Annotated in this window: 17 protein-coding genes and 1 pseudogene; 8 read left to right on the top strand and 10 right to left on the bottom strand. The window is 40.3% G+C overall.

Annotation, left to right across the window (positions count from 1 at the left end; translation table 11 throughout):
* The first annotated feature begins 1,095 nt into the window (after positions 1-1,095).
* On the top strand, positions 1,096-3,585 hold the full coding sequence (locus tag BFL47_RS13075; RefSeq protein WP_069660244.1) for a hypothetical protein: 2,490 nt from the start codon (positions 1,096-1,098) through the stop codon (positions 3,583-3,585).
* A gap of 4 nt (positions 3,586-3,589) precedes the next feature.
* On the opposite strand, the gene BFL47_RS13070 is transcribed toward BFL47_RS13075, so the two are convergent.
* Positions 3,590-5,824 carry a GH92 family glycosyl hydrolase gene (locus BFL47_RS13070; RefSeq protein WP_245681366.1) on the bottom strand — a complete coding sequence of 745 codons (2,235 nt, stop codon included), beginning with the start codon at positions 5,822-5,824 and terminating at the stop codon, positions 3,590-3,592.
* Between the two features lie 401 nt (positions 5,825-6,225).
* On the opposite strand from BFL47_RS13070, the gene BFL47_RS20505 reads away from it, so the two are divergent.
* Positions 6,226-6,555 (top strand): DUF4372 domain-containing protein, encoded by a 330-nt coding sequence (locus BFL47_RS20505; protein ID WP_083257166.1) that lies wholly within the window; start codon positions 6,226-6,228, stop codon positions 6,553-6,555.
* Here BFL47_RS20505 and BFL47_RS13065 read toward each other — a convergent pair.
* From BFL47_RS13065 to BFL47_RS13055, 3 genes are all read right to left on the bottom strand, one after another.
* Positions 6,465-7,793, bottom strand: a complete 1,329-nt coding sequence (locus BFL47_RS13065; protein WP_069660242.1) for an MFS transporter — start codon at positions 7,791-7,793, stop codon at positions 6,465-6,467. The genes BFL47_RS20505 and BFL47_RS13065 overlap by 91 nt on opposite strands.
* A 17-nt stretch (positions 7,794-7,810) precedes the next feature.
* Positions 7,811-9,676 carry a glycoside hydrolase 100 family protein gene (locus BFL47_RS13060; RefSeq protein ID WP_069660241.1) on the bottom strand — a complete coding sequence of 622 codons (1,866 nt, stop codon included), beginning with the start codon at positions 9,674-9,676 and terminating at the stop codon, positions 7,811-7,813.
* Positions 9,677-9,752: 76 nt separating this feature from the next.
* Complete coding sequence (locus BFL47_RS13055; protein ID WP_083257165.1) at positions 9,753-12,380, bottom strand: TonB-dependent receptor domain-containing protein; 2,628 nt, start codon at positions 12,378-12,380, stop codon at positions 9,753-9,755.
* Between the two features lie 154 nt (positions 12,381-12,534).
* On the opposite strand from BFL47_RS13055, the gene BFL47_RS13050 reads away from it, so the two are divergent.
* Positions 12,535-13,530 carry a LacI family DNA-binding transcriptional regulator gene (locus BFL47_RS13050; protein WP_139125820.1) on the top strand — a complete coding sequence of 332 codons (996 nt, stop codon included), beginning with the start codon at positions 12,535-12,537 and terminating at the stop codon, positions 13,528-13,530.
* Positions 13,531-13,653: 123 nt separating this feature from the next.
* On the opposite strand, the pseudogene BFL47_RS13045 reads toward BFL47_RS13050, so the two are convergent.
* The 3 genes and pseudogenes from BFL47_RS13045 to BFL47_RS13035 form a co-directional block, all read right to left on the bottom strand.
* Positions 13,654-14,070, bottom strand: a pseudogene (locus BFL47_RS13045) (hypothetical protein); the annotation flags it as partial.
* Positions 14,071-14,765: 695 nt separating this feature from the next.
* On the bottom strand, positions 14,766-15,125 hold the full coding sequence (locus BFL47_RS13040) for a CoA-binding protein (RefSeq protein WP_069660238.1): 360 nt from the start codon (positions 15,123-15,125) through the stop codon (positions 14,766-14,768).
* 43 nt (positions 15,126-15,168) lie between these two features.
* Positions 15,169-16,716, bottom strand: a complete 1,548-nt coding sequence (locus tag BFL47_RS13035) for an NAD(P)/FAD-dependent oxidoreductase (protein ID WP_139125819.1) — start codon at positions 16,714-16,716, stop codon at positions 15,169-15,171.
* Positions 16,717-16,804: 88 nt separating this feature from the next.
* On the opposite strand from BFL47_RS13035, the gene BFL47_RS13030 reads away from it, so the two are divergent.
* The 5 genes from BFL47_RS13030 to BFL47_RS13010 are packed head-to-tail and all read left to right on the top strand — an operon-like array spanning position 16,805 to position 19,639.
* A complete protein-coding gene (locus BFL47_RS13030) occupies positions 16,805-17,383 on the top strand; it encodes a LemA family protein (protein ID WP_069660236.1) in 579 nt (192 codons plus the stop codon).
* Between the two features lie 9 nt (positions 17,384-17,392).
* The gene (locus tag BFL47_RS13025; protein WP_069660235.1) at positions 17,393-17,833 is read left to right on the top strand and encodes a TPM domain-containing protein; all 441 of its coding nucleotides are present in this window, start codon (positions 17,393-17,395) and stop codon (positions 17,831-17,833) included.
* 18 nt (positions 17,834-17,851) lie between these two features.
* Complete coding sequence (locus BFL47_RS13020) at positions 17,852-18,655, top strand: TPM domain-containing protein (RefSeq protein WP_069660234.1); 804 nt, start codon at positions 17,852-17,854, stop codon at positions 18,653-18,655.
* Between the two features lie 32 nt (positions 18,656-18,687).
* Positions 18,688-19,098 (top strand): hypothetical protein, encoded by a 411-nt coding sequence (locus BFL47_RS13015; protein ID WP_069660233.1) that lies wholly within the window; start codon positions 18,688-18,690, stop codon positions 19,096-19,098.
* Positions 19,091-19,639 carry an NUDIX hydrolase gene (locus BFL47_RS13010; protein WP_069660232.1) on the top strand — a complete coding sequence of 183 codons (549 nt, stop codon included), beginning with the start codon at positions 19,091-19,093 and terminating at the stop codon, positions 19,637-19,639. Before BFL47_RS13015 ends, BFL47_RS13010 begins: the two co-directional genes overlap by 8 nt.
* Before the next feature lie 75 nt (positions 19,640-19,714).
* Here BFL47_RS13010 and dnaA read toward each other — a convergent pair whose 3' ends face one another.
* The 3 genes from dnaA to BFL47_RS12995 form a co-directional block, all read right to left on the bottom strand.
* Complete coding sequence (gene dnaA / locus BFL47_RS13005) at positions 19,715-21,142, bottom strand: chromosomal replication initiator protein DnaA (protein WP_069660231.1); 1,428 nt, start codon at positions 21,140-21,142, stop codon at positions 19,715-19,717.
* Positions 21,143-21,234: 92 nt separating this feature from the next.
* Entirely contained in the window at positions 21,235-22,173 is a 939-nt protein-coding gene (locus BFL47_RS13000) for a bifunctional metallophosphatase/5'-nucleotidase (protein WP_069660230.1), read from the bottom strand.
* A 2-nt stretch (positions 22,174-22,175) separates the two neighbouring features.
* Positions 22,176-22,940 (bottom strand): 5'-nucleotidase C-terminal domain-containing protein, encoded by a 765-nt coding sequence (locus BFL47_RS12995; protein WP_069660229.1) that lies wholly within the window; start codon positions 22,938-22,940, stop codon positions 22,176-22,178.
* Positions 22,941-22,945 lie beyond the last annotated feature (5 nt).

Here is a 22,945-nt window from a genome sequence, read left to right as displayed (position 1 = left end):
TATATTTCAATTTAAGGTTTTAACCTCTTGAATTATGTCAATCTTGTTTGGCTTCTTCTAAGCTGTTATACTTAGTTTCAATCCTGTAATCCTGTGTGCTTTAAGCCTTGCGCTTGCAGCGTTTTGTTATCCCCGATTTGGGATTGCAAAGGTAAGAAGCTTTTTCATATTTGCAAGAAAAAAATGATTTTCTTTTCCAGCTCCTCTTTCCATCTCTCTTCATCTTCCGCTCCGCCTCGCGCTTTGCTTTTCCCCGTTCGTTTTGGGATTGCAAAAGTGCACATTTCGCAGCATTCCTGCAACTATTTCTCAGTCCTTTTCTCAAAAAAACCATCTCAAATCTCATAGAACCCGCAGGGACGCTTATCCGACAGACTGTTAGGACATGAAAATAAAGTAAATAATTTATTAACATGAAGTACTAAAAATACGAATTCCGTATAAAATAGCCTCCGTTGATACGAAATATCAGGAAAAAGAAAGCAATCTTAACAGCAAACGAAACTGCAATAAAATCTATATAGATTAGGAAATCATTTATTATACCTTCATTCTGCCCAGATACCAGCTGTATAAAAATTCATTTAAAAATATATAAAGATAAAATTAAGTGCTTTGTAAAGAAAAAGAGTCCTACTTCTTAATAAATCACTAAAAGCAACAGGATATAGATTCATTGATTGAGAACCCAGACAAAGTTATCTTTCATCATTGTGTTTCAAATTACCAGGAATCATGTTAAACCACGAAAGTTGGTACCCTTGTAGAATATCCAATTACATCTCCTACTAATAAATTCTTCGTATCCAATCATACAAAGTTTAAACTGCAGTTCTTATTATGAAATAATACTCCAACTCAACGGAATATTTTTGTTCGAATTTTCGTAAAAACCTTACCTATCAATAAATTTAAAAACTAAGAAAATTTAAGACTGCGCTACTATGTAATTTAAACTAACCCTACAGTATAAACAGATAAGCATATTGGACATAAACACATTTTACCACATATTTCACACTCTATGTTCAAAACAGGCACACCTGACCTCTTAAACCCAAACACATTTCTATATTGCGCAAAATTATTTCACACATGAAAGTGCTTAGCTATTTCCCTCATAAGATTAACCGTACTCTAATGATGACCATTGCTTCTTTTGGCAGCTACTTCGCAATGACTCAAAACTCAGAAGCGCAAACCTACAAAGCTCCGCAGGATACAGTAACTATAAAACGCAGTCCGGGAGAGTCGCTAACTACCTATCAAAAGACCACTCAATTGCTAAAAGAGGATACACGACTTACTGGAGCAGCAGTAAAAGCCGCTGAGATACTTGCGGATACTACTAAATATGACAAACAGAACGGCGTACCCCTTACCACATTACTAAGCGAACATGATTTGGAATATGTTGCCAAACAAGGTATAAATGGAACAGTTGCCTTATTTGAATTGATTAATAAGTATCTGCCTAAAGGACAAAGTATAACTTTCAGAACAGAACAAAATCAAGAGGTCACTATTGGAAATAATCCACTAGTATTAAAAGACCTTCGGGCAATGATATCAGCTAAACCAGCCACAATCCGGAGCAATCAGCCGCAATGGAAGGAAAATGTATATCAAGCCTATATGGCACGCGATTATGGAACTAAGCTACATAACACAATTACGATTACTTCAGCCACAAGAGAAATCCGTGAAAGCAGCAATCTGGAAATACTTGATTACAATGGCACCACTATTACACTAGCAGAAATACTACGCCGCGAACAGGCAAAAAATAAAAATAAATATGCCGCGGAAAAAGCAGCCGTTGCTGAATTCAGGTCACGTACATTTCCTGGCGCCAAAATGTCTAAAGAGAATGCCAATGAGAACTACAAACGTGCACTTTTTGAATTGATCCGTTTGCAGGAAGGAGATTTAAACCGTCATCCTGAAAGTAAAAAATTCGTAGAAGAGTTAACAAACGATCTTAGAAAAGGGAAAGAAAGTAATACCATTAAAGCATTAAAAAACAGTCAGTTTTTCAATGCGAATGTACCAGGCAACGTAGGACCCGTTTTACTTACAGAAGATCAGGTAATTAATCCCGATCAGGTAAGTAATCAAGCTGAAGCAAAGGCACTCGAAATAACCATGCTCACCGCCCTTCACTATGGAGAACGGGATGCTTTAAAACTTTTAAGACAGCTAATCAGTGGCAAAGGTTCAGTTTCTGCCACTCAAACAGGTAATTTTACGCCTAAACGCCTGGCTGAATTAACTGATCATGGTACTGAAAAGATGAAATCGCTAGGTTATGGATCAGACAAAACACAATATATGACCAGTTCTGATCTTGTTCTGGTAGCCGTTGCTGGTCCTGATACCCCAGTACAATCCACATCAACAGCATATATCAGCGTACAGCAGGTCGGCGCAAGTATTATGCGTCAATATTCAACTGTTGACATACAAGAAACAAAAAAATTGATCCTGTTTAACCCCAGAATAAAAATGGCGAGTCGCCATTCTGAATACCGAACTGTATTTGATGCCGTTGACTTTATTCCAGAATATGTAAACGATCAACCACAGCAAGGGTCGCGTGTTGTTCAAAATGGTATAGAATTCAGACTAGAATCTGACATCTATTTCTCAAACCTGCTCAAGATTGCAACAAAGGGAGTAAAGCCTGTTTTCTATCCTGAGTTTGGCATCATAGGAGGAACAGGAAAGCGCCAAGTGGGATATGATGATAAAACAATACTGGGAGAGCATGGTGAGGTGCCCAAGTTTAATCAGCACTATATTAACTGGGGCGGTCACTTCGGCATAAATGCAGGTCCGGTTATGCTAGGTGTTGACGCCACTGTTCTTTCTACCCCTGGTGTGGATGATCCTTACAAAAGATTTTTTGACCTTTCACACGTCATGACGTATTACAGATACACCCTGGTGACACATATTTTGAATTTAGGCTATGGCAATGTGGAAGATGGAAGAGGCTCTAACTTCATCGTAGATTTGGAATTAGCCGGCGAAACCAATAATGAAGGAACGACCAATCTGACACATACTCAAAACGGGGCATCGCAAACAGGGAGTGCAGAATGGCAACGTGATTATAACCGTGCCCATCCCAATGGCGTATATAATGCAGAGATTGCCACACAAATGATCTTGGATGGTGACGTAAAGGCTTCTTATGCGGCAAGTAATTATACTGCACTGCATTTAGGTGTGCAAAAATCAGGATTTCTAATAAAGGGGACCTTAGGTATGTATGGAATCCGAACTATTGAATATCACAAAGAAGGTTTTGTTAAATGGAATAAGGAGGTATTCAAAAGCACGATTATTCATGGTAATTTTTTTGCCGGATTAAGTCTGACTTATAATTTCGGATCCAGAAGCATCATTGAAAGACGCAAAAAGACTGAATCATATCAAATTATCGGTACCGGAGATCAATCCTCTAAGGAAGTCCAGGAATCATCAAGCCGTCTGAATTCATCTTTTGGTCCCAGGGATCACGCCATATTTACGAATAAAAAATCAAATATAAAGCCTCAGGCAATAGAGGCAAAACTTTAATACATTAATCAGGCATACTAAATGACGGAGGCAATGCATTGTCAGCTGAAGCCCATAGTTTATTTGGCTGTTTTCCCATAACGAATTCTAGTTTTCCCCCTTTTATTAATTCCTGATGCGAGAACCATGATTTGTTCCAGTCCTTTCCATTGAGTTTTGCAGATTGGATATATTTATTATCCGGTGAATAATTCAAACATGAAATCTCAAATATTTTCCCATTGCCAATATCTATTTTTGCATCTCTAAACATAGGTGCGCCTATCACATACATCGGTAAGCCAGGAGTAACAGGGTAAAATCCTAAAGATGAAAATACAACAAATGAAGTCAGACCACCCCCATCTTCATCTCCTGGTATACCCATTAAATCGTTTCTGAACCATTGATTTAATAAAGTACGAACGCGCTTTTGAGTTCTCCAGGGTTGTCCTCCATAATTATACAAATAAGGAATGTGCATACTTGGCTCATTGCCCATAGAATACTGACCGACAATCCCGGTATGATCACCAAACTGATGATGAAAATCAGGCCTTCCCATGCCAAGAGGAGTATTATACATCCGTTCCAGTTCATTAACGAAAGAATCTTTTCCACCCATCATTTGCACCAGGTCACTTATATTATGTTGTACATCCCAACGATACACCCACCCATTATTTTCATCATAAGCATCCCGGGCACCAATGCCACCCGAAAACCGATAATCAAAAGGTTCAATAAACTTTCCATCTTTATCTTTAGGATGAAAGAACTTCGTTTCCGAATTGAATACCTTATGGTAATTAAGACTGCGTTCTGCAAAATAAGCAGCATCTTCATCCTTCCCTAAAATCTTTGCAATTTTAGATAAACACCATTCATCATAAACAGTACCTAGCGTAACCGCTACAGGCTGGCGTTTTTCCCAGGAATGAACTTCTGGAATTGTTTCTTCCTCTCCCGGATGCAATGCAGGAATATAACCGTTCTTCTTATAAAAAACATCCAGTGCTCCCGCTTTGTTAGGCGACCATGGAGCTAATGTTTTTTGTGTAATGGCATTTTTGCATGCCAGATATGCTTTTTCGAGATCAAATCCTCTTAACCCCTTATTATAGGCATCAATTATTGTCGCCACACCATGATTCGAATTCATTCGTCGGCTATCTCCAGTGATTTCAGGGAAAGTAGGCATCCAGAAATCAGGCATCTGTTCAGCCATACGGATGAATGAATTAATCATATCCTGTTCCTTTTTCGGTTCAATTATTGCCCTTAGCGGATGTGTTGCCCGATACGTATCCCAGATCCAGTCATCAGTATAAAATGGAATGCCTTGATCTTGATGAACCTTGCCGTCAAAAGCACTGAAATAATTTCCATCCTCAGAAATACAGATCATCCGTTCATATGTACGGTAAAGCGAGGTATAAAACACCGTTTTATGATTATCATTATCACCGTCTATTTGTATTTTTCCTAATGTTTTATTCCAAACTCCTCTTCCTGTTTCAGCTACTTTCTCGAGATTGTAATCTTTGATTTCGCGTTGCAGGTTTTTCTTTGCCTGTTCAATACTGATAAACGAAATTCCATATCGCACTTTTATCTGTTTGGTATTTAAAGGGAACTTAAGAATCACACAAGCATCTTTTCCATTTATAGTTTTTACAGTCGAATTAATTTTATGCTCTGTTAGAACACCGCTTAACGTAGGCTTTAAATCAGTTTCCATGTACAGAAATACTTTTGTGTTATTTCCCAATGACTGATATCCGCTAATGGTGTTCGCATCCACTTTCATTTCACCATTACGTGAATTAAGGACGATGTAAGCAGGCCCGGTTTCCGTAAAATTTAATTGGTAAATAGCCGATTGATGCGATGGAGCATACTTTACCGCTATTCCATAATCATCAAGGTCAACCTGATAAAAGTAAGGCTTGATGATCTCATTGTCATAACCATAGTTGATTACAGCATCCAGATTTTTCTCTTCTCCCTGATAAGGACTTAAATTAAAAGCGGATGCACCTCGATGACTGGTGACAATGACAGGAAGTCCGCTAATCTGATTTCCTGTAAAATCATCTCTCTCCGGATATACGCGAAGCAAACTATTGGGTAAGTGTATGGTAGGATAGGTTGGTACCAGCAAATGACTTATATTACCAATGTAAGGATTTACGTAATCTACCGGCTCTTTGTCTGGTTTTAAAGGATGTTGCTTTGCAAGGAGGCTGGCTGAAGACAAAATAAAAATCAAGAAAGTAAATATACCTGGCTTGATTATTTTACTGTTGCTGATCAAATACATAGAAGAGTTGCTAAAGTATAAAGCTTTTCAATTTTAAAAAAATATAATCGCTTATTCAAGAAATACTTAGGGATTAATGTTAAGCAACACAGTTGATACTTCCAATTGATGGCGAATTAGCTTTATGAAGTAATGTGATGGTTAAGGTTTATCTTGTACTCTTGGTTATAAAAATTTACAAATTCAAGTCAAAGTTATACTAAAAATCATTGTTATCCGATAAAAAAACGGGCTAACCTAAGCTAACCCGTTTTTATTGTACTGTAAGTTACCACACTAAAGGTATGTTTAAAGGTACAACTTTCTCCAGACAGCCGATACTCCCGCATCTTACATGAATGTTAGATCGTTCCTCTTTTGCCAGTCTGGTCAAAGAATATAATGCCGACAGGTACAGCAAACGCTGCAAATCATGGGAACATCTTAGTCACGTATTATACTGCATCATGAACAACTGTACTTTCTTACGGGAAGTAACTCATGGCATTGCCGCCTATGGAGCAACCAACAGCGTGGTCCTTGTAAGTCAAGTCCAGGCGGGACCCTTACCCTATAAAAGTCCCAATGACCGGGTGATTCACGGAATCATTAACTTAATTGTTTTCGAACGTCCTTTTACAAAAAAAGTGCATATTGATCCCAAACATAAAAATATTCCGGCAAGTTGAATAGCATTAGTTGGACTATCGGCAAGCCATGAATGATAGAATAATGGCATGGTTAAATTTTGTAAAAGCATTGGGATTACAATAAATAAATTAAAGATGCCCATATAGATACCTGCTTTGTTAGCTGGAATACTTTTAGCCAAAATAACATAAGGATTTCCCATCATACTAGCCCAGCAAAACCCAAGGAAAACCACTGGGATAAACACAAGGGTAGCGCTATGTATTAATGGTAAAGCAATTAGCCCCAAACCAGCTAAAAGTAGACAGATGAAATGAACGGTTTTAGAACCCCATTTTCTTGCTAGGAAGGCCAGTAGAAAAGCTGATAGAAAAGCAATAAAGTTATAAAATGCTCCTATTTGTCCTGCTAGCAGATCGGCCAACCTAAAATTGTTGACCGGATAAGCACCATAAACCGAGTGCGAAAGACAATTGGCTATATATATCCAATAGGTAAACATAGCATACCAACTGAAAAACATCATTGGCGCCATTTGTTTCATTGCTAAGGGCATATTTTTTAAAGCATAGAATATTTCGGTAAAAACACTTTTAATACTGATTTTCTTTTGTTTTATTACAGCGATCTCCTCGACTGATAGTGGATTTTCTTTAGTGGTGTATAATGTCCATATGATAGAACTGATAGAGATAACAGCGCCAATCATAAAGGCAATAATGGTGGTTATCGGAATATGGTGAGAATTTTCAGCATATTTATTTACGCCGATTAAAATGAGTAATGTCGGTGTCAGGTAAGACAGGGTTTGCCCTAAACCTGTAAAGGCGCTTTGGGTTAAAAACCCGATAGGGTGCTGTGATTCATCCAGTTTATCACTGGCAAAAGCGCGATAGGGCTCCTGTGTGATATTGTTGGCAGCATCCAATATCCATAAAATACTGGCCGCCATCCAAACAGAACTGCTATGCGGCATAATAAAAAGGCAAAGACTGCAAAATATAGCACCGATCAAAAAATAGGGTTTTCTTCTTCCCCAGCGGGTATAGGTACTATCGCTCATCGCCCCAATGATGGGTTGGAGTATGAGACCCGTTATCGGGCCGGCCAGCCATAAATAAGGTAATGCGCTTTCCTTTGCTCCCAAATAGGAATATATTGGGCTCATGTTGGCCTGCTGCAAGCCGAAGCTGTACTGCAAACCTAAAAAGCCAAAGTTCATGTTGATAATCTGCCAAAAACTAAGCCTGGCCTTGCCGGAAATTATTTGATTCATCTTAATTGCCTCTAATACTATTGTTTACGCTCAATTTTAAACTGGTTGTCGACAACCAGGTCGGCCATGGTTTTATGTAATTGTATCAATTGGCTTTCTTTCATTAATACATTTTCAATAAAATCGGTAATGGTATCACGTCCGCGGGTAATGCGGTTTTGACGGGTCAATTGGTAACTGGTGTCCATAAAGATACGCAAATCAGGGTTATGAAGCATGGTTGTATATGTCCCCTCAACAATAACCATTTTTACGTCAGCAATATTGATCACTTTAGTTTCCTCAGTATCAACAAGCCTGTTCATGTAAGGAATGGCAAGCACATCGGTATGCTGATCTTTAATTTGCTGCAAAGACGCATCTAGCATGTCAAGTCGTACCTCGGAATAGCCAACGTGTTCAAAGTCCATTTCCCTAGCCCGGTGATTTTGATTCGGTGGTAATTTGAAAAAATCATCTTGGTGTAGCAAAACTGTTTTTAATCCTTTTTCATCTAAAACAGCTTTAAGTGCCTTACTCAGAGTTGTTTTTCCGCTGCCTGACTCTCCCGCAATGGAAATAACAAAGGTTTCGTTTTGAATTGGCGGAAGTAACTTTGCAATATGCGTGGCACAGGTTTCAAATTGCTCTCTAACCTCAATAGCAGTCACTACAGCCGGTGGGATGATACTATTTATATCCGATGATTTGTTTACAGCAGTATTGGCCAGTAAAAGACCTGCCGCGCTAAAACATAAATTCGCCATGCCACCAGGTTTACCCTCATAGAGATCGTAATATTCGGCAAATGGATGTTCGACATCTGAAGTTTCTAGAGTTTCAAAAAGAAGATCTGTCAGATCCGATGCCAGTTTACTTTCACCTGCTATCATTAACCCTGCAATCAAAAAGCCGTTCACCACAGGCCAGATACCCCCATTGTGAAAATGGCCCGGCTTGTTTTTGAAATCATAACTATGATTATTCAAAAGTTGCTGATACAGCACTTCCCCGGCTTTGATCTCCGGCCAAAATGCCGGAATACCCTTCGATTGGTTTGACGACAAACTTTCCTGTAGCGAACAAACAAGCTTCTGAATACTTTCAGGGGATGGAATGTCAAGCATCAGCAAAAGGCCAATAGACCAGCCATCAAACCGCTCTACACGATCGCCTGGTGTAAATGAGGCGATGAAGTTCTTGCCCAGCTCGTAACCTGCCAGAGCTTGCTGCTGCGCCAGGGTATAAAGACTGTCCTTTAATGGCTGTTCCAGTAAAAAGTGCTGCCTGATCAGTGTTTTAATTTCAGACGCCTTTGCCGTCCATTCCGGGCGATCAAAATAAGTTCCCGCAATGCTCAATGCCCAATAGCGCAATAGCTGGTCAAATAACACATAGCCATGTGTAATATACTCATCTGCCCAGTTACTGCTCATGGGAACATACATCAAGCCTTTGCCATTAAATTCCCAATTTTCTGCAAGGGCGAAGATCAATGATGCCTGGTCAGACACCAATCGGTAGAAAGCATCATCGGGCTGTTGCTTTAAGTAACTGATGCTCCCAATCAGCCACCAAAAACTGGCATCAGTACGACCAGCCGTTCCGCCAAAGCTTATTTTCATGATTGATCCATCTTGATCAACTTTGATATTAGAGGGTATCTGCCCGGCATGGTTGGCCGCTTTTTGCAACAATTTTAAGGAATTGATATAGGGAATATATAGTTCATCGATCTGGCAGGTTAAAATACTCAATCCAGTGACCGCACAATCCCGTGCCCAAATATGATCGTAATTGTCCTTTGCCCCTGTGGCAGCGGCTAAAATATAATTTCCTGTTGATGCGCGCTTTAAAACTGTTATAGCTTGGTTTAAAAGCGCTGATCGTTTTATATCCTGCATGGTGTGCTGTAATAAATAGTATGAAAAATAAAATGGCCAGCAAGTACTTCACCTCTCTGGCCATTCAAGGTAAAATTTAAAAGCTATAAGACAACGTTCCGGTCATGGTGCGTCCGGTAATCGATCTCGCTCTAACCACGTTCGTTTGGTTTTCAGTTATCGCACCTTCCTCAGATTCCGTGAAGCCCGTCACATTAAATACATTATTGAAATTTAAAGATACATTCCAATTTTTGTTTAAATGAAACATAAGAAAAGGATTAACATATACATAAGCTGGCAATATCAGGCTGTTTACATCTTGGGTAAACGAACTGGTTGTTCCGATTACACTGGCTCCAAATGAAAGTTTTTTTATAGTATAGGTGGGTGTAAAGCCATAGATCAGGTCTGCCTGTCTGCGGGGTTTGTTGCCGTTTAATGCACCGGAAATGATACGTGCATGGGTATAGGTCGCATTGGCGCGAAGATCGAAATTCCCGGTCAGGTTCAGTACACCTTCAAATTCTGCACCGAAAGCACGGTAGCTATTTTGAATGATCTTTTGAGTGGTCACTTCGTATTCACCGGCTTCGTCAGTTTTTGCATAGAACCCGGTTAAGAATATTCCGCCCTTGTTGTATTTATATTTTAAGCCTAGCTCACCCTGATTAATACGATTGTATTTTCCAACTGCGCTGCCGTCGTTGGATACAGTCGACGAAAACAAGATCCTGTCAGCCTGTGCGGCTGCACCTGAACTATAACGGGCGAAGATAGCTTTGGAATCATCCATCAAATAGTTTAAACCGAAGGAATACGACAGATACTCGTAATTATAATTTACCGGTTTGGCAGTTGCGGAATTAATAGATGACACACTTTTTTCGTTTAATCCAATGGTCTCATCGTGATTAACATCAAAAGCGCTTTGTGCGTCCCCTGAATAAGTACCCCGAACGCGTCCTATATCATACCTGATACTTCCATCAAAATTTAATTTTTTAGTAATATCTATGGCAAGACCGGCATAAGGAGCTGATATATCGTAATTTACATTGTAGTTGCGGTGCAGGTTGCCCCAAAGCGGCACACCATATGCGAATAGCCCGTTCTGGCTTGCCGAAGCACCGCCTGCCGTAGTAATGTTAAGAGGTTGGGAATTTTTACCTTCAAGAGTCATCAGGTAAGAATTGAAAAGCCAATCCATATCAATGTTTTGACTTGATTTATAATAACCAAAAGTCAGGTTTATATTATCGAGTTTTTTCCTTATCTTGAAATCATTGACGAAATTGTTGAAATTATTTAGATTCGCGTCAAACATATGTATGATCATGGCCTGTGACCCTGCTAACTGCCCGGTAATACCATTTGTAACCGTAGCACCTGCCAAGTTGGTGCCGGTAGCTGTAGCTATTTGGCCTAATAAGGAAGAAGTTGTTCCAACAACTGCTGGAAAAGGTGCTATAAATTCACCGGAATTAAATGATGCCCTGCCGCGATCTTCTAATGTCCAGTCATCGCCCAGGTCAAACTGCATTTCTGCACCTATTGATTTGGATATCGGGTGCATACCGTCGCTTACGTTGCTGGTATAAGGCGAGCCGTTACTTCCCAACCCTTGTGTTTGGAGTAAATAAGGTGTCTGTAAAGCGCCTTTCTTGATGTCGAAAGTTGGAAGAGATGTATAAGTCGGATTGCTATTGGTACCAGTAACCTGAACGGGCATTGGCAGATAAGCAGCAGCCCGGTCATCCAAGAATTTGAAATTAATCCTTACATAACCTTTGTCGAACTGTTTGGTAAGATTCGCTTTGAACTGACCACCACTATTTGCAGTGAAATTTGCAGTGCGGGGACCATCACCAGTACGGTAAAAACCACCGACATGAAAACTTACACCATTTCCTAACGGAGAGCCATAATCGAAATCTGTCCTAAAATTCCGATAATCTAAGCCAATGGAAGTAGATAGGCTTCCGCCCTCAACGACACCGGTCTTGCTGATAAAGTTAATAATCCCTGCCGGTGAATTAGTGGCCTGAGTAGAAGCTGAGCCTCCTCTTACTGCTTCAATACGGCTAATATTTTGATCTGCCCGTAAGAAAATGTCAGCGGTAGCAAAAGCGATATCGCCAAATTGCAGCACAGGTAAACCATCTTCCTGTAATTGCAGGTATTTTGAACCGCCTGAAGATAGCGGAACACCCCTGACCGTAATGTTTGTATTGCCTTCGCCACCTGACGACTCCGAACGAATGCCAGGGATAGACTTAAAAATTTCAGCAGTAGTTTGAGGCGCTGCCTTTAAATAGTCCGAAGGTCTTAATGTACTTACCGAAAGACTCGTCTTCAATTTGCTCCCCCGGTTATTTACACCCGTTACGACAACCTCAGATAACGCTAGACCGTCATTATTCATAAGGGTGATACGAACGGTATCAATTGAGCCGGCTGAAAGATTGATCACCTTTTCAACAGCCGTGTATCCGATAAAAGTGATACGCAATTTTACATCAGATTTTGCGGGTAGGTCCGTTAGGGTAAACACACCGTCAAGATCTGCTGCAGTTGAGTGCATATTGTTAAGGCATTGAACAGTTACGCCTGGTAGGCTCTCATTGTTTTTATCGGTAACTTTACCTTTTACGGTAACGTTTTCCTGAGCGAATACGGATACCGCAGTTAACAGCAGTATACCCAATAGTAATTGTACTTTCATCTAATTCAGATTTAATATTTGGTTCGGAATAAAGGTATGAGCATGGGTCGTACTATTGACGATGTTTCGCTACCTTAGTAGCGCAAACGTTATCGCAAACATTTCCGCAAACGTTTGTTGTTGGTAACTAATTAACTCACCTGATTAATATAAATTGAAAACCCCGGTTACACTAAAGAAATTGTCGGATATGCTTAACCTAAGTATATCTACGATATCGAGAGCACTAAAGGATCATCCTGATATTTCGAAGGAGACTCGCGAAAAAGTGCAGGAACTTGCGGCAACTTTAGAATATGAGCCGAACGAAAATGCGGTCAATTTACGTACAAACAACAGCAAGGAGTTCGGCGTGATTATACCGGCCATCTCTAATTACTTTTATCACTTTTTCATCAGTTCACTGGAAGAAGAAGCCAGGCGTTATGGCTATTCCCTCATAATCCTACAATCCGGCGATGATCCTGCTATCGAGCAGGCGAATGTTAAACGGTGTCGGAAAGCGAGGTTAAGTGGTATATTCATTTCATTAACATCCTCCACAGAAGATATTAGTGAAATTCTAAACTTGGAGAAAGTTAATATTCCAGTGATTTTTTTTGATAAAGTTCCGCCGTTTGAAGCTTGTAACAAAGTGTGTGTAGGCGATGTTCATGCAACAGAAATCGCGGCAGATACTCTGATAAAAAAATCGAAGAAAAAGATTTTGGCAATTTTTGGTGATAAACATTTATCAATTACACAGGCCCGTATGGTGGCATTTATTGATTACATGCAAAAGCACCACATGCAAAAAAACTATAACGTTGTTCATGCTTTGAATCCAGCCGAAGCCGCTACTCTACTTCAAATAGCCTACCGTTCAAAAACAAAGCCAGATGCTATATTTTGCATGAGCGATGAGATTTTGACAGGGGTGATGAAAGCTGTGCAGATCGAAAAAATCAATGTGCCTAAAGATATAGGTATCGTTGCCATTAGTGATGGATTTATACCCCAATTATATTATCCCGAAATAACCTATGCGGAGACAAGTGGATATAAATTAGGTAAGTTGGCATTCAGCCGGATGATTGCTTGCCTGGCTGGTACTCCGTTTGTTCAGAATATAGTTGCACATTCTGTATTAATACCGGGTGGGTCTATTTAATTATGATCTGCAATTATCAGTATATCTTTTTAAACGAAATCTTTTTTCGCACCAGGCCATCAGGATTAATTTCCTTGACTTCTATCTTTTTACTAACTGCGACTGCCTTTTTGTTTATCTTATAATGGTAACACTTACCAAACCTTCTGCACTTTTACTCACTGAATGGCTCATTTGCAGCACTTCATGCAGTTTGCTGTTGGCATTGAAGTCCAATCCCTTTAATAAAGAAAGATCCCCATCATGTAAATCCCGTTTCCCTTTCTCTCCGCTCACATTGTTCAGTATCGACCGGTACACCAGTTGAGTACTCCTATACGCAGCTGTTCCATCTTTAAAATAATAAGCAGGTTCAAACGCAGTACGAATAACTCTTGCTGCTGAACTCGAAAGCCCAAACTCGCTAGCACTCCTAATCGTTTTTTCGGTTTGTTTAAACCTCTTTGCTTTCGCTTGGATGATGTTCTTTCCCCGGTACTCCCGGTAGATCACTGGACCTGCGGTCCCGTGAACCATTCCTCTTTTGTCTATTGTAGCCATAACTTTAAAATTAGTTGCATAAAGTACTAGAAAGATTCGTTAGGAACGATTGTTAAGAGAAAATGTCCCAAATCTTCCCAATTATGTCGCAAATAACCTAAAATGACCATCCTGATATAAATTTCATTACAGGACAAAAAAGCTTTTGGTTAATCTTTACATTCTTTAGTTGGAGATTTGCTTCAATCTAAAACCTACCAAACCATATCACTTAAAACCATTTTTAAAAAAAAACAAACTAATTTGCTTTGACTAATTTTCCTACCCTGCATAAAGCATTGCGAGCATCTGTAAATTCCTCTAATGATTTCCAGGGGTCCAGTATTCAAACTGTACTAAGGAAGGACAACTGGTTAAATGAATGCTATTGCAAGCGAAATTATATCAACAAAAATCCGGTGTAAGTCCGACTTCAACTAGCTTTAGTTGGACTCATACCGGATTTTTGTTGCTATCTTATTAGAAGAATTCACTTAACGGTTGCTATCTAATCACTAAGAAACAAGTGCAGATTGACTTTTTTGACTAAGGGTTCAAGGATCTGAGTCTGTACCTCATCACCAAGCAGCAAGTACAGATTACTTTTTTTTACTTAGCATTTAGAAATGTAAGTCGCTACCTCACCACCAGGCAACGAGCCGACTTATCCTAATCAACAGGAACCCTAAGATTCCAAGGTTAAATAAATTCAAACATTAAAACTGCCCCGTAGAAAGCATCACTAATGTACATGCTTCCACCGTCTTTATTCCCTTTGCCTGCGCAAGTGCTTCCAACTCTTCATTCTCTGTGCCTGGATTAAAAATAATCCGTTTCGGATTGGTGTTTAAAATATAATCGTAAAGAGGCGGTTGATTGCGGGTTCCCACATAAAGCGTCACCGTATCGATATCCGAATGAATATCCCCTGCCTCTTCAATAGCAACACCGGCCACCTCTCCTTTTTTAATTCCTACATTCACAATTTCATGTCCGTGGTTTACTAATCTATTTGATGCAAGAAATGCATACCGGCTTGAATCCGGAGTGGCTCCTAATACTAATGTCTTTTTCATAAAAGCAATTATTTAATAAAACTAAGCTGTTAAACCTATGTATTTAATTTAAAAGCCTCGATGCTGCATCTGCACAATTCATGCCATCAATTGCAGCCGAGACAATACCGCCGGCATATCCTGAACCCTCTCCGCAAGGAAATAATCCGATTGCATCGGGATGCTGAAGGCTCTCCTTATCTCTGGGAATCCGCACCGGTGCTGAGGTACGGGACTCCACCCCCACCAATATTGCTTCATTGGTAAAATACCCTTTCATCTTTTTTCCGAAAGCAGGAAGGGCTTTTTGAAGTCGGCTATAAACGAAGTCAGGCAATACCATCGAAAGATCAGCACTTCTGGTTCCGGGTAAATAGGAGTTATCCGGCAAATCGTTGGAAAGCTTACCATTGGAAAAGTCGACCATGCGCTGTGCCGGGGCGACCAATGCTCCTCCTCCTGCGAAAAAGGCTTTTTTCTCTGTTTCTGCCTGGAAATTCAAAAGCCGGAACGGATCTTCAAATGATCCGGGAACATCTTCCAGGTTAATCTGCACCACGGTTCCAGAATTTGCGAATGGATTATTGCGCTTTGAAGGCGACCAGCCATTCACTACAATCTCATTAAAATCAGTTGCACAGGGCGCAATGATTCCACCGGGACACATACAAAATGAAAACACACCCCGGCTTTCTACCTGCTCCACTAAACTATAATAAGAAGGTGGAAGATCCGGATCGCGTACCTCGCAATGGTATTGCGCCTGATCAATGAGCAATTGGGGGTGTTCAATACGAACGCCTAAGGCAAATGGTTTGGCCTCGATGTGTAAGTTATGCTTGCGCAGGATATAATAAATATCCCGTGCTGAGTGTCCTGTTGCCAGAATGACAGCTTCTGCATGAAAATCATTGCCCAATGCAGTTTTAACGCCCTTCATTTTATTACCAGACATCAAAAATTCAGATACCTTGGTATCAAAATGAATTTCACCACCGGAATTCAAAATATTTTCCCGCATCGAAGTAATGATTTGTGGAAGTTTATTTGTACCGATATGGGGACGGGCATCGATCAATATATCTTCTGTGGCACCATGGGCAACGAAAGCTTTCAATACATACTGCACATCGCCCCGTTTGTTGGATCGGGTATATAGTTTACCGTCGGAATAAGTTCCTGCTCCACCTTCTCCAAAGCAATAGTTAGACTCCGGATTGATGATTCCTTCTTTGTGGATGGCTGCTAAATCTCTCCTTCTTTGTTTCACATCTTTTCCACGCTCCAGAATAATGGGTTTAAGACCCAGTTCGATGCAGCGAAGAGCGGCAAACAAACCTGCCGGACCTGCCCCGATAATTAAGACCGGCTTTTTATTACTGACATTTGGATAGGAAACGGTAAAAATTTCAGGTACCGGAATTTCTTCGGTGTACACATAAACTTTGAGGCGAAATACGACCTGCTTACCACGTGCATCTATAGATCGTTTATGGATTTGTACGTCTTTCAGGCTATTACGCGCTATATTTAGTGCAGTTGCCGCTTTGTCAAACAAGATCTCACGATCGTTACTTTCGTGCGGAAGTAGCACTATTTCAATTTCTTTCATAATTATAGCCAGGTTTTTATCCCGGATAGTAACAAAGGTATGAATTTTGACATCTTAGATATGAATCAAAAACTTTAACTTTAACACTATGAGAAAACTAGTTTATACGCTTGCCGGCTTAATCGGCATCTTTACCTTTTCGTCATGCGATTATAATGGCATGGTTAAATTGGACGAGCAAGTTCAATCGCAATGGGCACAAGTACAAAACGTGTATCAAAGACGTGCTGATCTGATCCCTAATTTGGTAAATACCGTAAAAGGAGCAGCAAATTTCGAAAAAGAAACGCTTACACAGGTTGTGGAAGCTCGTGCAAAAGCGACTTCAGTAAATATTGATCCTAATAATTTGACCCCTGAAAATATTGAAAAATTCCAAAACGCACAGGGACAGTTAAGTTCTGCAATCGGCCGTTTATTAATGGTTACAGAAAATTATCCTGAGTTGAAGGCGAATGCGAATTTCCAAACCTTACAAAGTCAATTGGAAGGAACAGAAAACCGTATTACAGTAGAAAGACAAAAGTTTAATGACGTCACTCAACAGTTCAATGCCAAGATCAGGAGCTTTCCTAATAACCTGACTGCCGGAATGTTCGGTTTTTCTAAGAAAGGTTATTTCCAGGCTGAAGCAGGTGCTAACAAAGCCCCTACTGTTCAGTTTTAAACCAGCAACATGAGTAAGAATTCAGCTATTTTTACGGATATCGAACAAGAAGATATCCGTAAAGCAATTGAGCATGCAGAAAAGAGTACATCCGGAGAGATCCGGATTTGCATAGAGAAAAAATGCCCTGTTCCTGATGCTTTTGAACGGGCATCGATCTATTTTCTTAAGATTGGAATGGACAAGACTGCATTACGCAATGGCGTCCTGATTTATATTGCAACGGATGACCATAAATTTGCCATTATAGGTGATGAAGGCATAAATGCCCGGGTTCCTGCAGACTTTTGGGATACGACGAAAGAGACAATGCTTGCACATTTTAAGAGCGAAAATCTTTCTTTGGGCGTAATTGCAGGGATAACTGCTGCAGGTGAGCAGCTTAAGAAACTATTTCCGGCAAGAAATGGTGATAAAAATGAGTTATCAGATGATATTTCTTACATCTGATAAGATTAGCGAACCAACATGAATGTAAAACAAGGTTTATTACTAGCACTTTCCTTCCTTTTAATTACTGCAGGGCTAAGGGCTCAAGAGCTTCCTCCTAAATCGGACCGACTGGTGACTGATTTTACCAATACCCTTTCGGCTGAACAAACTAACCGTCTGGAGCAAAAATTAGTTGCCTTTAATGACACCTCTTCTACACAGATTGCTGTCGTGCTGATCAAATCTATAGGTGTTTATGACATAGCTGATTATACGGTTAAGCTGGCAGAAAACTGGGGGGTGGGTCAGAAAGGGAAGAACAATGGCGTGGTGCTTCTTGCGGCAATTGACGATCGAAAAGTAACTATTCAAACCGGATATGGTGTAGAAGGTGCTCTTCCTGATGCCATTACTCATCAGATTATTGAAAATGATATTAAGCCTTATTTTAAACAAGGAGACTATTATTCCGGCTTAGATAAAGCTACGAATGCCATTATATCCTATACCAAGGGTGAATATAAAAATGATGCACCGCCTAAAGGTAAATCAAGATCGGGAGGTTTTCCGGTTGGATTGATCATACTTGCTGTTATCGTAATTGCTGTTATCGCCTCTAAAGGTGGTGGCGGTGGTGGCGGCGGGCGAGTGATCGGAGGTCGTGGTGGTGCAGGATTATTATGGTGGAGTTTGCTTGCCGGCATGGCTGGTCGCGGCGGCGGTGGAGGTGGCGGCTTTGGCGGCGGAAATAGCGGAGGCGGTTTTGGTGGTGGAGGCGGTGGCTTTGGCGGATTCGGTGGCGGTAGTTTTGGCGGTGGCGGATCAAGCGGCAGCTGGTAATTTAAGGAGTTAAACATAGAATTTTATTAACCATGATACGAAAAGACTTTATAGAAGCTGAAATTCAGAAGCTGGGCCAAATATTGGCTAAGATATTGGGGCTTAAAAATGATGGAAATGTAGATGATGGAATGGACTTAGCCTTTCAGGCTCTTTCTGATAATTTCGGACTCACTAGAGAATATCTGGAAACTTCAGGTGTGGAAGATTTTCAATTATTTTTAAACGCAAATACGTATTCGGCATCAAAGCTGAACCTCTTAGCGCAGCTTTTGTTTGAAACCGTATATCCATTTCAAGAAGAAAAGGAAACTATTTTGATACTTCATAAAACGGCTGCCATTCTTAATTTATTGGAAACTGAACACCATCAGCAAAGTTTTGAGAACATTGCGCGACGGGAGCAAATCACCAATTTTTTAAATACTCAGCAATATGAGTAATCTGAATTGGGAGAAATTATCTTCTAAATATCTGGTTAAGAAGCAGTGGGCAACGTTACGCGTGGATACTTGCCGCATGCCCGATGGCAAGATAGTCGATGATTATTATGTGCTGGAATATCCGGACTGGGTAAATGCAGTGGCATTTACAGAAGAGGGTAAGGTATTACTCATCCGGCAGTATCGTCATGGAGCGGAAAAGGTCTTTACTGAAATTCCAGGTGGTTGTATAGATCCGGGGGAGACACCTGAAGAGGCGGTAGTTCGGGAATTGCTGGAAGAAACCGGTTACGCTTTCGATACCTTAGAGCCGATTTGCCAGGTTTATGCCAATCCTTCAACTTCATCTAACCTGACGCACAGTTTTATCCTTACAGGAGGCAAAAAGGTGCAGGAGCAGGATCTGGATGGAAAAGAAGAGATCGAAGTGTTTACGGTTAGTGTACCCGAATTAAAAGAACTGGTATTTCAGAATAAAATTGAACAGGCATTACATATCAGCAGCATCTTTTTCGCTTTAGCGAAATTGGGAAAGCTTTAATTATATTGTCTTATAGCAAAAAAGGCAACCTCGTAATGGAGATTGCCCTTTTTTATGTTTAAAATAAACACGGGTTTAACTCATTTTGAGTTTCTTCTGGATATCCTGTACATAATTCTTAAACTTTTTATCGGTATCAATCAAGTCTTCAACCGTCTGACAAGCATATATTACTGTAGAATGATCGCGTCCACCAAAGAACTGACCAATTGATTTCAATGAGGTCTTGGTGTGGCTTTTAGCAAGATACATCGAGATCTGACGGGCCTGAACAATTTCCCTCTTCCTGGTTTTTGATTTAACCATCTCTATTGGCACTTCAAAATACTCACAAACAAGCTTTTGTATATATTCCATTGAAATCTCTCTGGAAGTATGTTTGATGAAGTTTTTGAGCATGGACTTAGCCAGAGCCAGGTTAATCTCTTTCTTGTTCAATGTAGATTGAGCTAGTAAAGAAACCATAGCTCCTTCTAATTCGCGGACATTGTTATCGATATTATGTGCCACGTATTCAATTACCTCTGAAGGTAGTTCAATACCATCGGCATACATTTTCTTCTTTAGGATAGCCATACGGGTTTCCAGATCAGGAACCTGTAAATCTGCAGAGAGTCCCCATTTAAAACGACTCAAGAGTCTATCCTCTAATCCTGTAATGTCTTTAGGCGCACGGTCGGATGTTAGAATCAACTGTTTGCCGGACTGGTGCAGGTGGTTAAAAATATGGAAGAAAATATCCTGTGTTTTTTCCTTGCCGGCGAAGTTATGCACATCATCCATGATGATTACATCCATAGCCTGGTAGAAATTCACGAAATCATTGATGGTGTTGTTTTTCAGTGAATCCACAAACTGCTGACAGAACTTTTCGCAGGACACATAAATCACGAGCTTTTCGGGATTGGTGCGTTTGATTTCGTTTCCGATAGCCTGACCAAGGTGAGTTTTACCAAGACCGACACCCCCATAAAGGAGTAGTGGGTTAAATGCAGTGCCTCCGGGTTTTGCTGCTACCGCGTAACCTGCCGAGCGGGCAAGACGGTTACAATCCCCTTCTATAAAATTCTCAAAACAATAATTGGGATTTAACTGAGGGTCAACCTGAAGTTTTTTCAAACCAGGTATCACAAATGGATTTTTAATATCCTTATTTAACGTTACGGCTACTGGTATGGATTGGTATTTTGCTTCGGACCCATTTCCGGTAGAGGGCATATTGGTAGTAAATGGTTTACTACTCGACGACTTCTCAACAACTATATTGTATTCCAGGCGACCTTCGTCTCCTAATTGCTTTTTTACGGTTTTCCGTAAAAGACCAACATAATGCTCTTCCAGCCATTCGTAAAAGAATAAACTAGGCACCTGTATGGTCAACACATTTCCTTCCAGACGCAATGCTTTTATTGGCTCAAACCAGGTCTTATAGCTTTGAGTCGGAATATTGTCCTTTATGATCTGAAGACAGTTATTCCAAACATTAGTACCAGTTTTTTCCATGAAGCGTTTTGTTAATAATTTGATTTCCAAGCAATGCAGTGAAGATTTCAACGACCGATTTGGAACATCGAATATTCGAAAAAATACTCGGTTTAGGAATTAAAATTTGAAAATAATTTAACAGGCTCAACAGCAGAAGTATAGGTCATTTTGCCTGAAATTTTACTTTCGAAGACAAAATCCAGACGTCCCAGATTAATTCCGGCGAAACCTACCTGATTAATGATCACCTTTTTATCCCTCTTATTTAGAATGCTGTCGGGAACGGCAAGGAACGTATGGGTATGTCCGCCGATGATCAAATCTGTATAAGACGTATTTTGTGCCAACACTACATCGGATACCTTATCCGTATCGTACATATATCCCAGATGCGACAGACAAATGATCATATCGCAATCTTCATTGTTCTTCAGATGCACCTCAATCTCCTGCGCCTTCTTGATAGGATCGAGGTATTTGGTATTTCCAAATTGCTCCATATTAACCAATCCATCGAGTTGGATACAGACTCCATAAACCCCTATTTTCAGTCTGCCTTTTTTAAATACCTGGTAGGGTTTTGTTTTCCCATATAAGGGAGTGTCCGAAAAATCATAGTTTGCGGTAAGGATTGGAAAATTAGCATGTGGCAATTGCTTGACGAATCCTTCTACTCCATTATCGAAATCGTGGTTGCCCATTGTTCCTGCATCATATCCCATCAATGACATCATCTTAACTTCAGGCTCTCCGCCATAGAAATTAAAATAAGGGGTACCCTGAAAGATATCGCCAGCATCGAAAAGAAGAACATGTTCCTCCTCTTGCCTGATCTTTTTAATTAAGGCGGCGCGAGATGCTACACCACCCATACCTGCATATTTAATATCGTCCATGGGGAAAGGATCTATCCGGCTATGAACATCATTGGTATGTAGAATAGTCAATTTTACGCGCTGATCTGCAGCAAAAACATCCTGGTATCCGGAGCTTAATGCGATAAGAGCGGAACATGTCAATGTATTTTTGATAAATTTTCTTCTATTCATGATCAAAGTTTAATAGTTTGGATTCGGTGATCAAGTTTAGGATTGATGGATTTGCCGGCAGCTTGCTGTTGTTTAATATAGTTCAACAGGGCATCTCTTACCTTAATGGTACTCTCTGTGCGCTTTAGTGCCCTGGTATAGATCACTGCCTTATCGCCACCATTCGCTAAATAATCATTGGTTAATACGGTATAGTCCCTTGATACATCAAAAGGGATGCCCTGAATCATAATATCAGATGCCTTTCCGTCTTTAATGCAGAACGTAGCTCCCGAAATTGGATCGCCTCCTCCTGCTGCCATATAGTTGAATAAATCGAGGATGTCTGCTCCTTTGAGCTTTACGGTTACGAAATAATTTTCAAAGGGCATGAGTTCATAGATCTTAAATGCTTTTATAGGTCCTGCGCTGATGGGATTCCTGAGTGAATAGTAATTTGTGTGAGCGAAATCAAATTCTATGTGGTTCTCATTACCGGCCTGAAACATGACGTCGGCAACCAGGTTATTTAATAATCCCTCAGGACGTCCTCTTTCAATATTGACCGATGCCACTCCAATCACCGTATTCATCTGAGAATCAATACCGGCTTTATAGGATTTATAATAGGCTAGTATAGATGAGTCTGCCGGAAGATTTTTAATTGGATACAGATGAGGTGTATTGCCGGAAAGATGAAGCTTCGGGCTGCATCCTGCTAGTGTGATTACTAACACAGGCAGGATCCATTTGGCTTTATGGAAAATTTGTGATAAGAATAAGACCATTTTTT

The sequence above is a fragment of the Arcticibacter eurypsychrophilus genome, assembly GCF_001730525.1.
In the GTDB taxonomy this organism is placed as follows: domain Bacteria; phylum Bacteroidota; class Bacteroidia; order Sphingobacteriales; family Sphingobacteriaceae; genus Arcticibacter; species Arcticibacter eurypsychrophilus.
The sequence above is the reverse complement of the archived record's forward strand: the minus strand, read 5'-3'. Positions and strand labels throughout refer to the sequence as shown.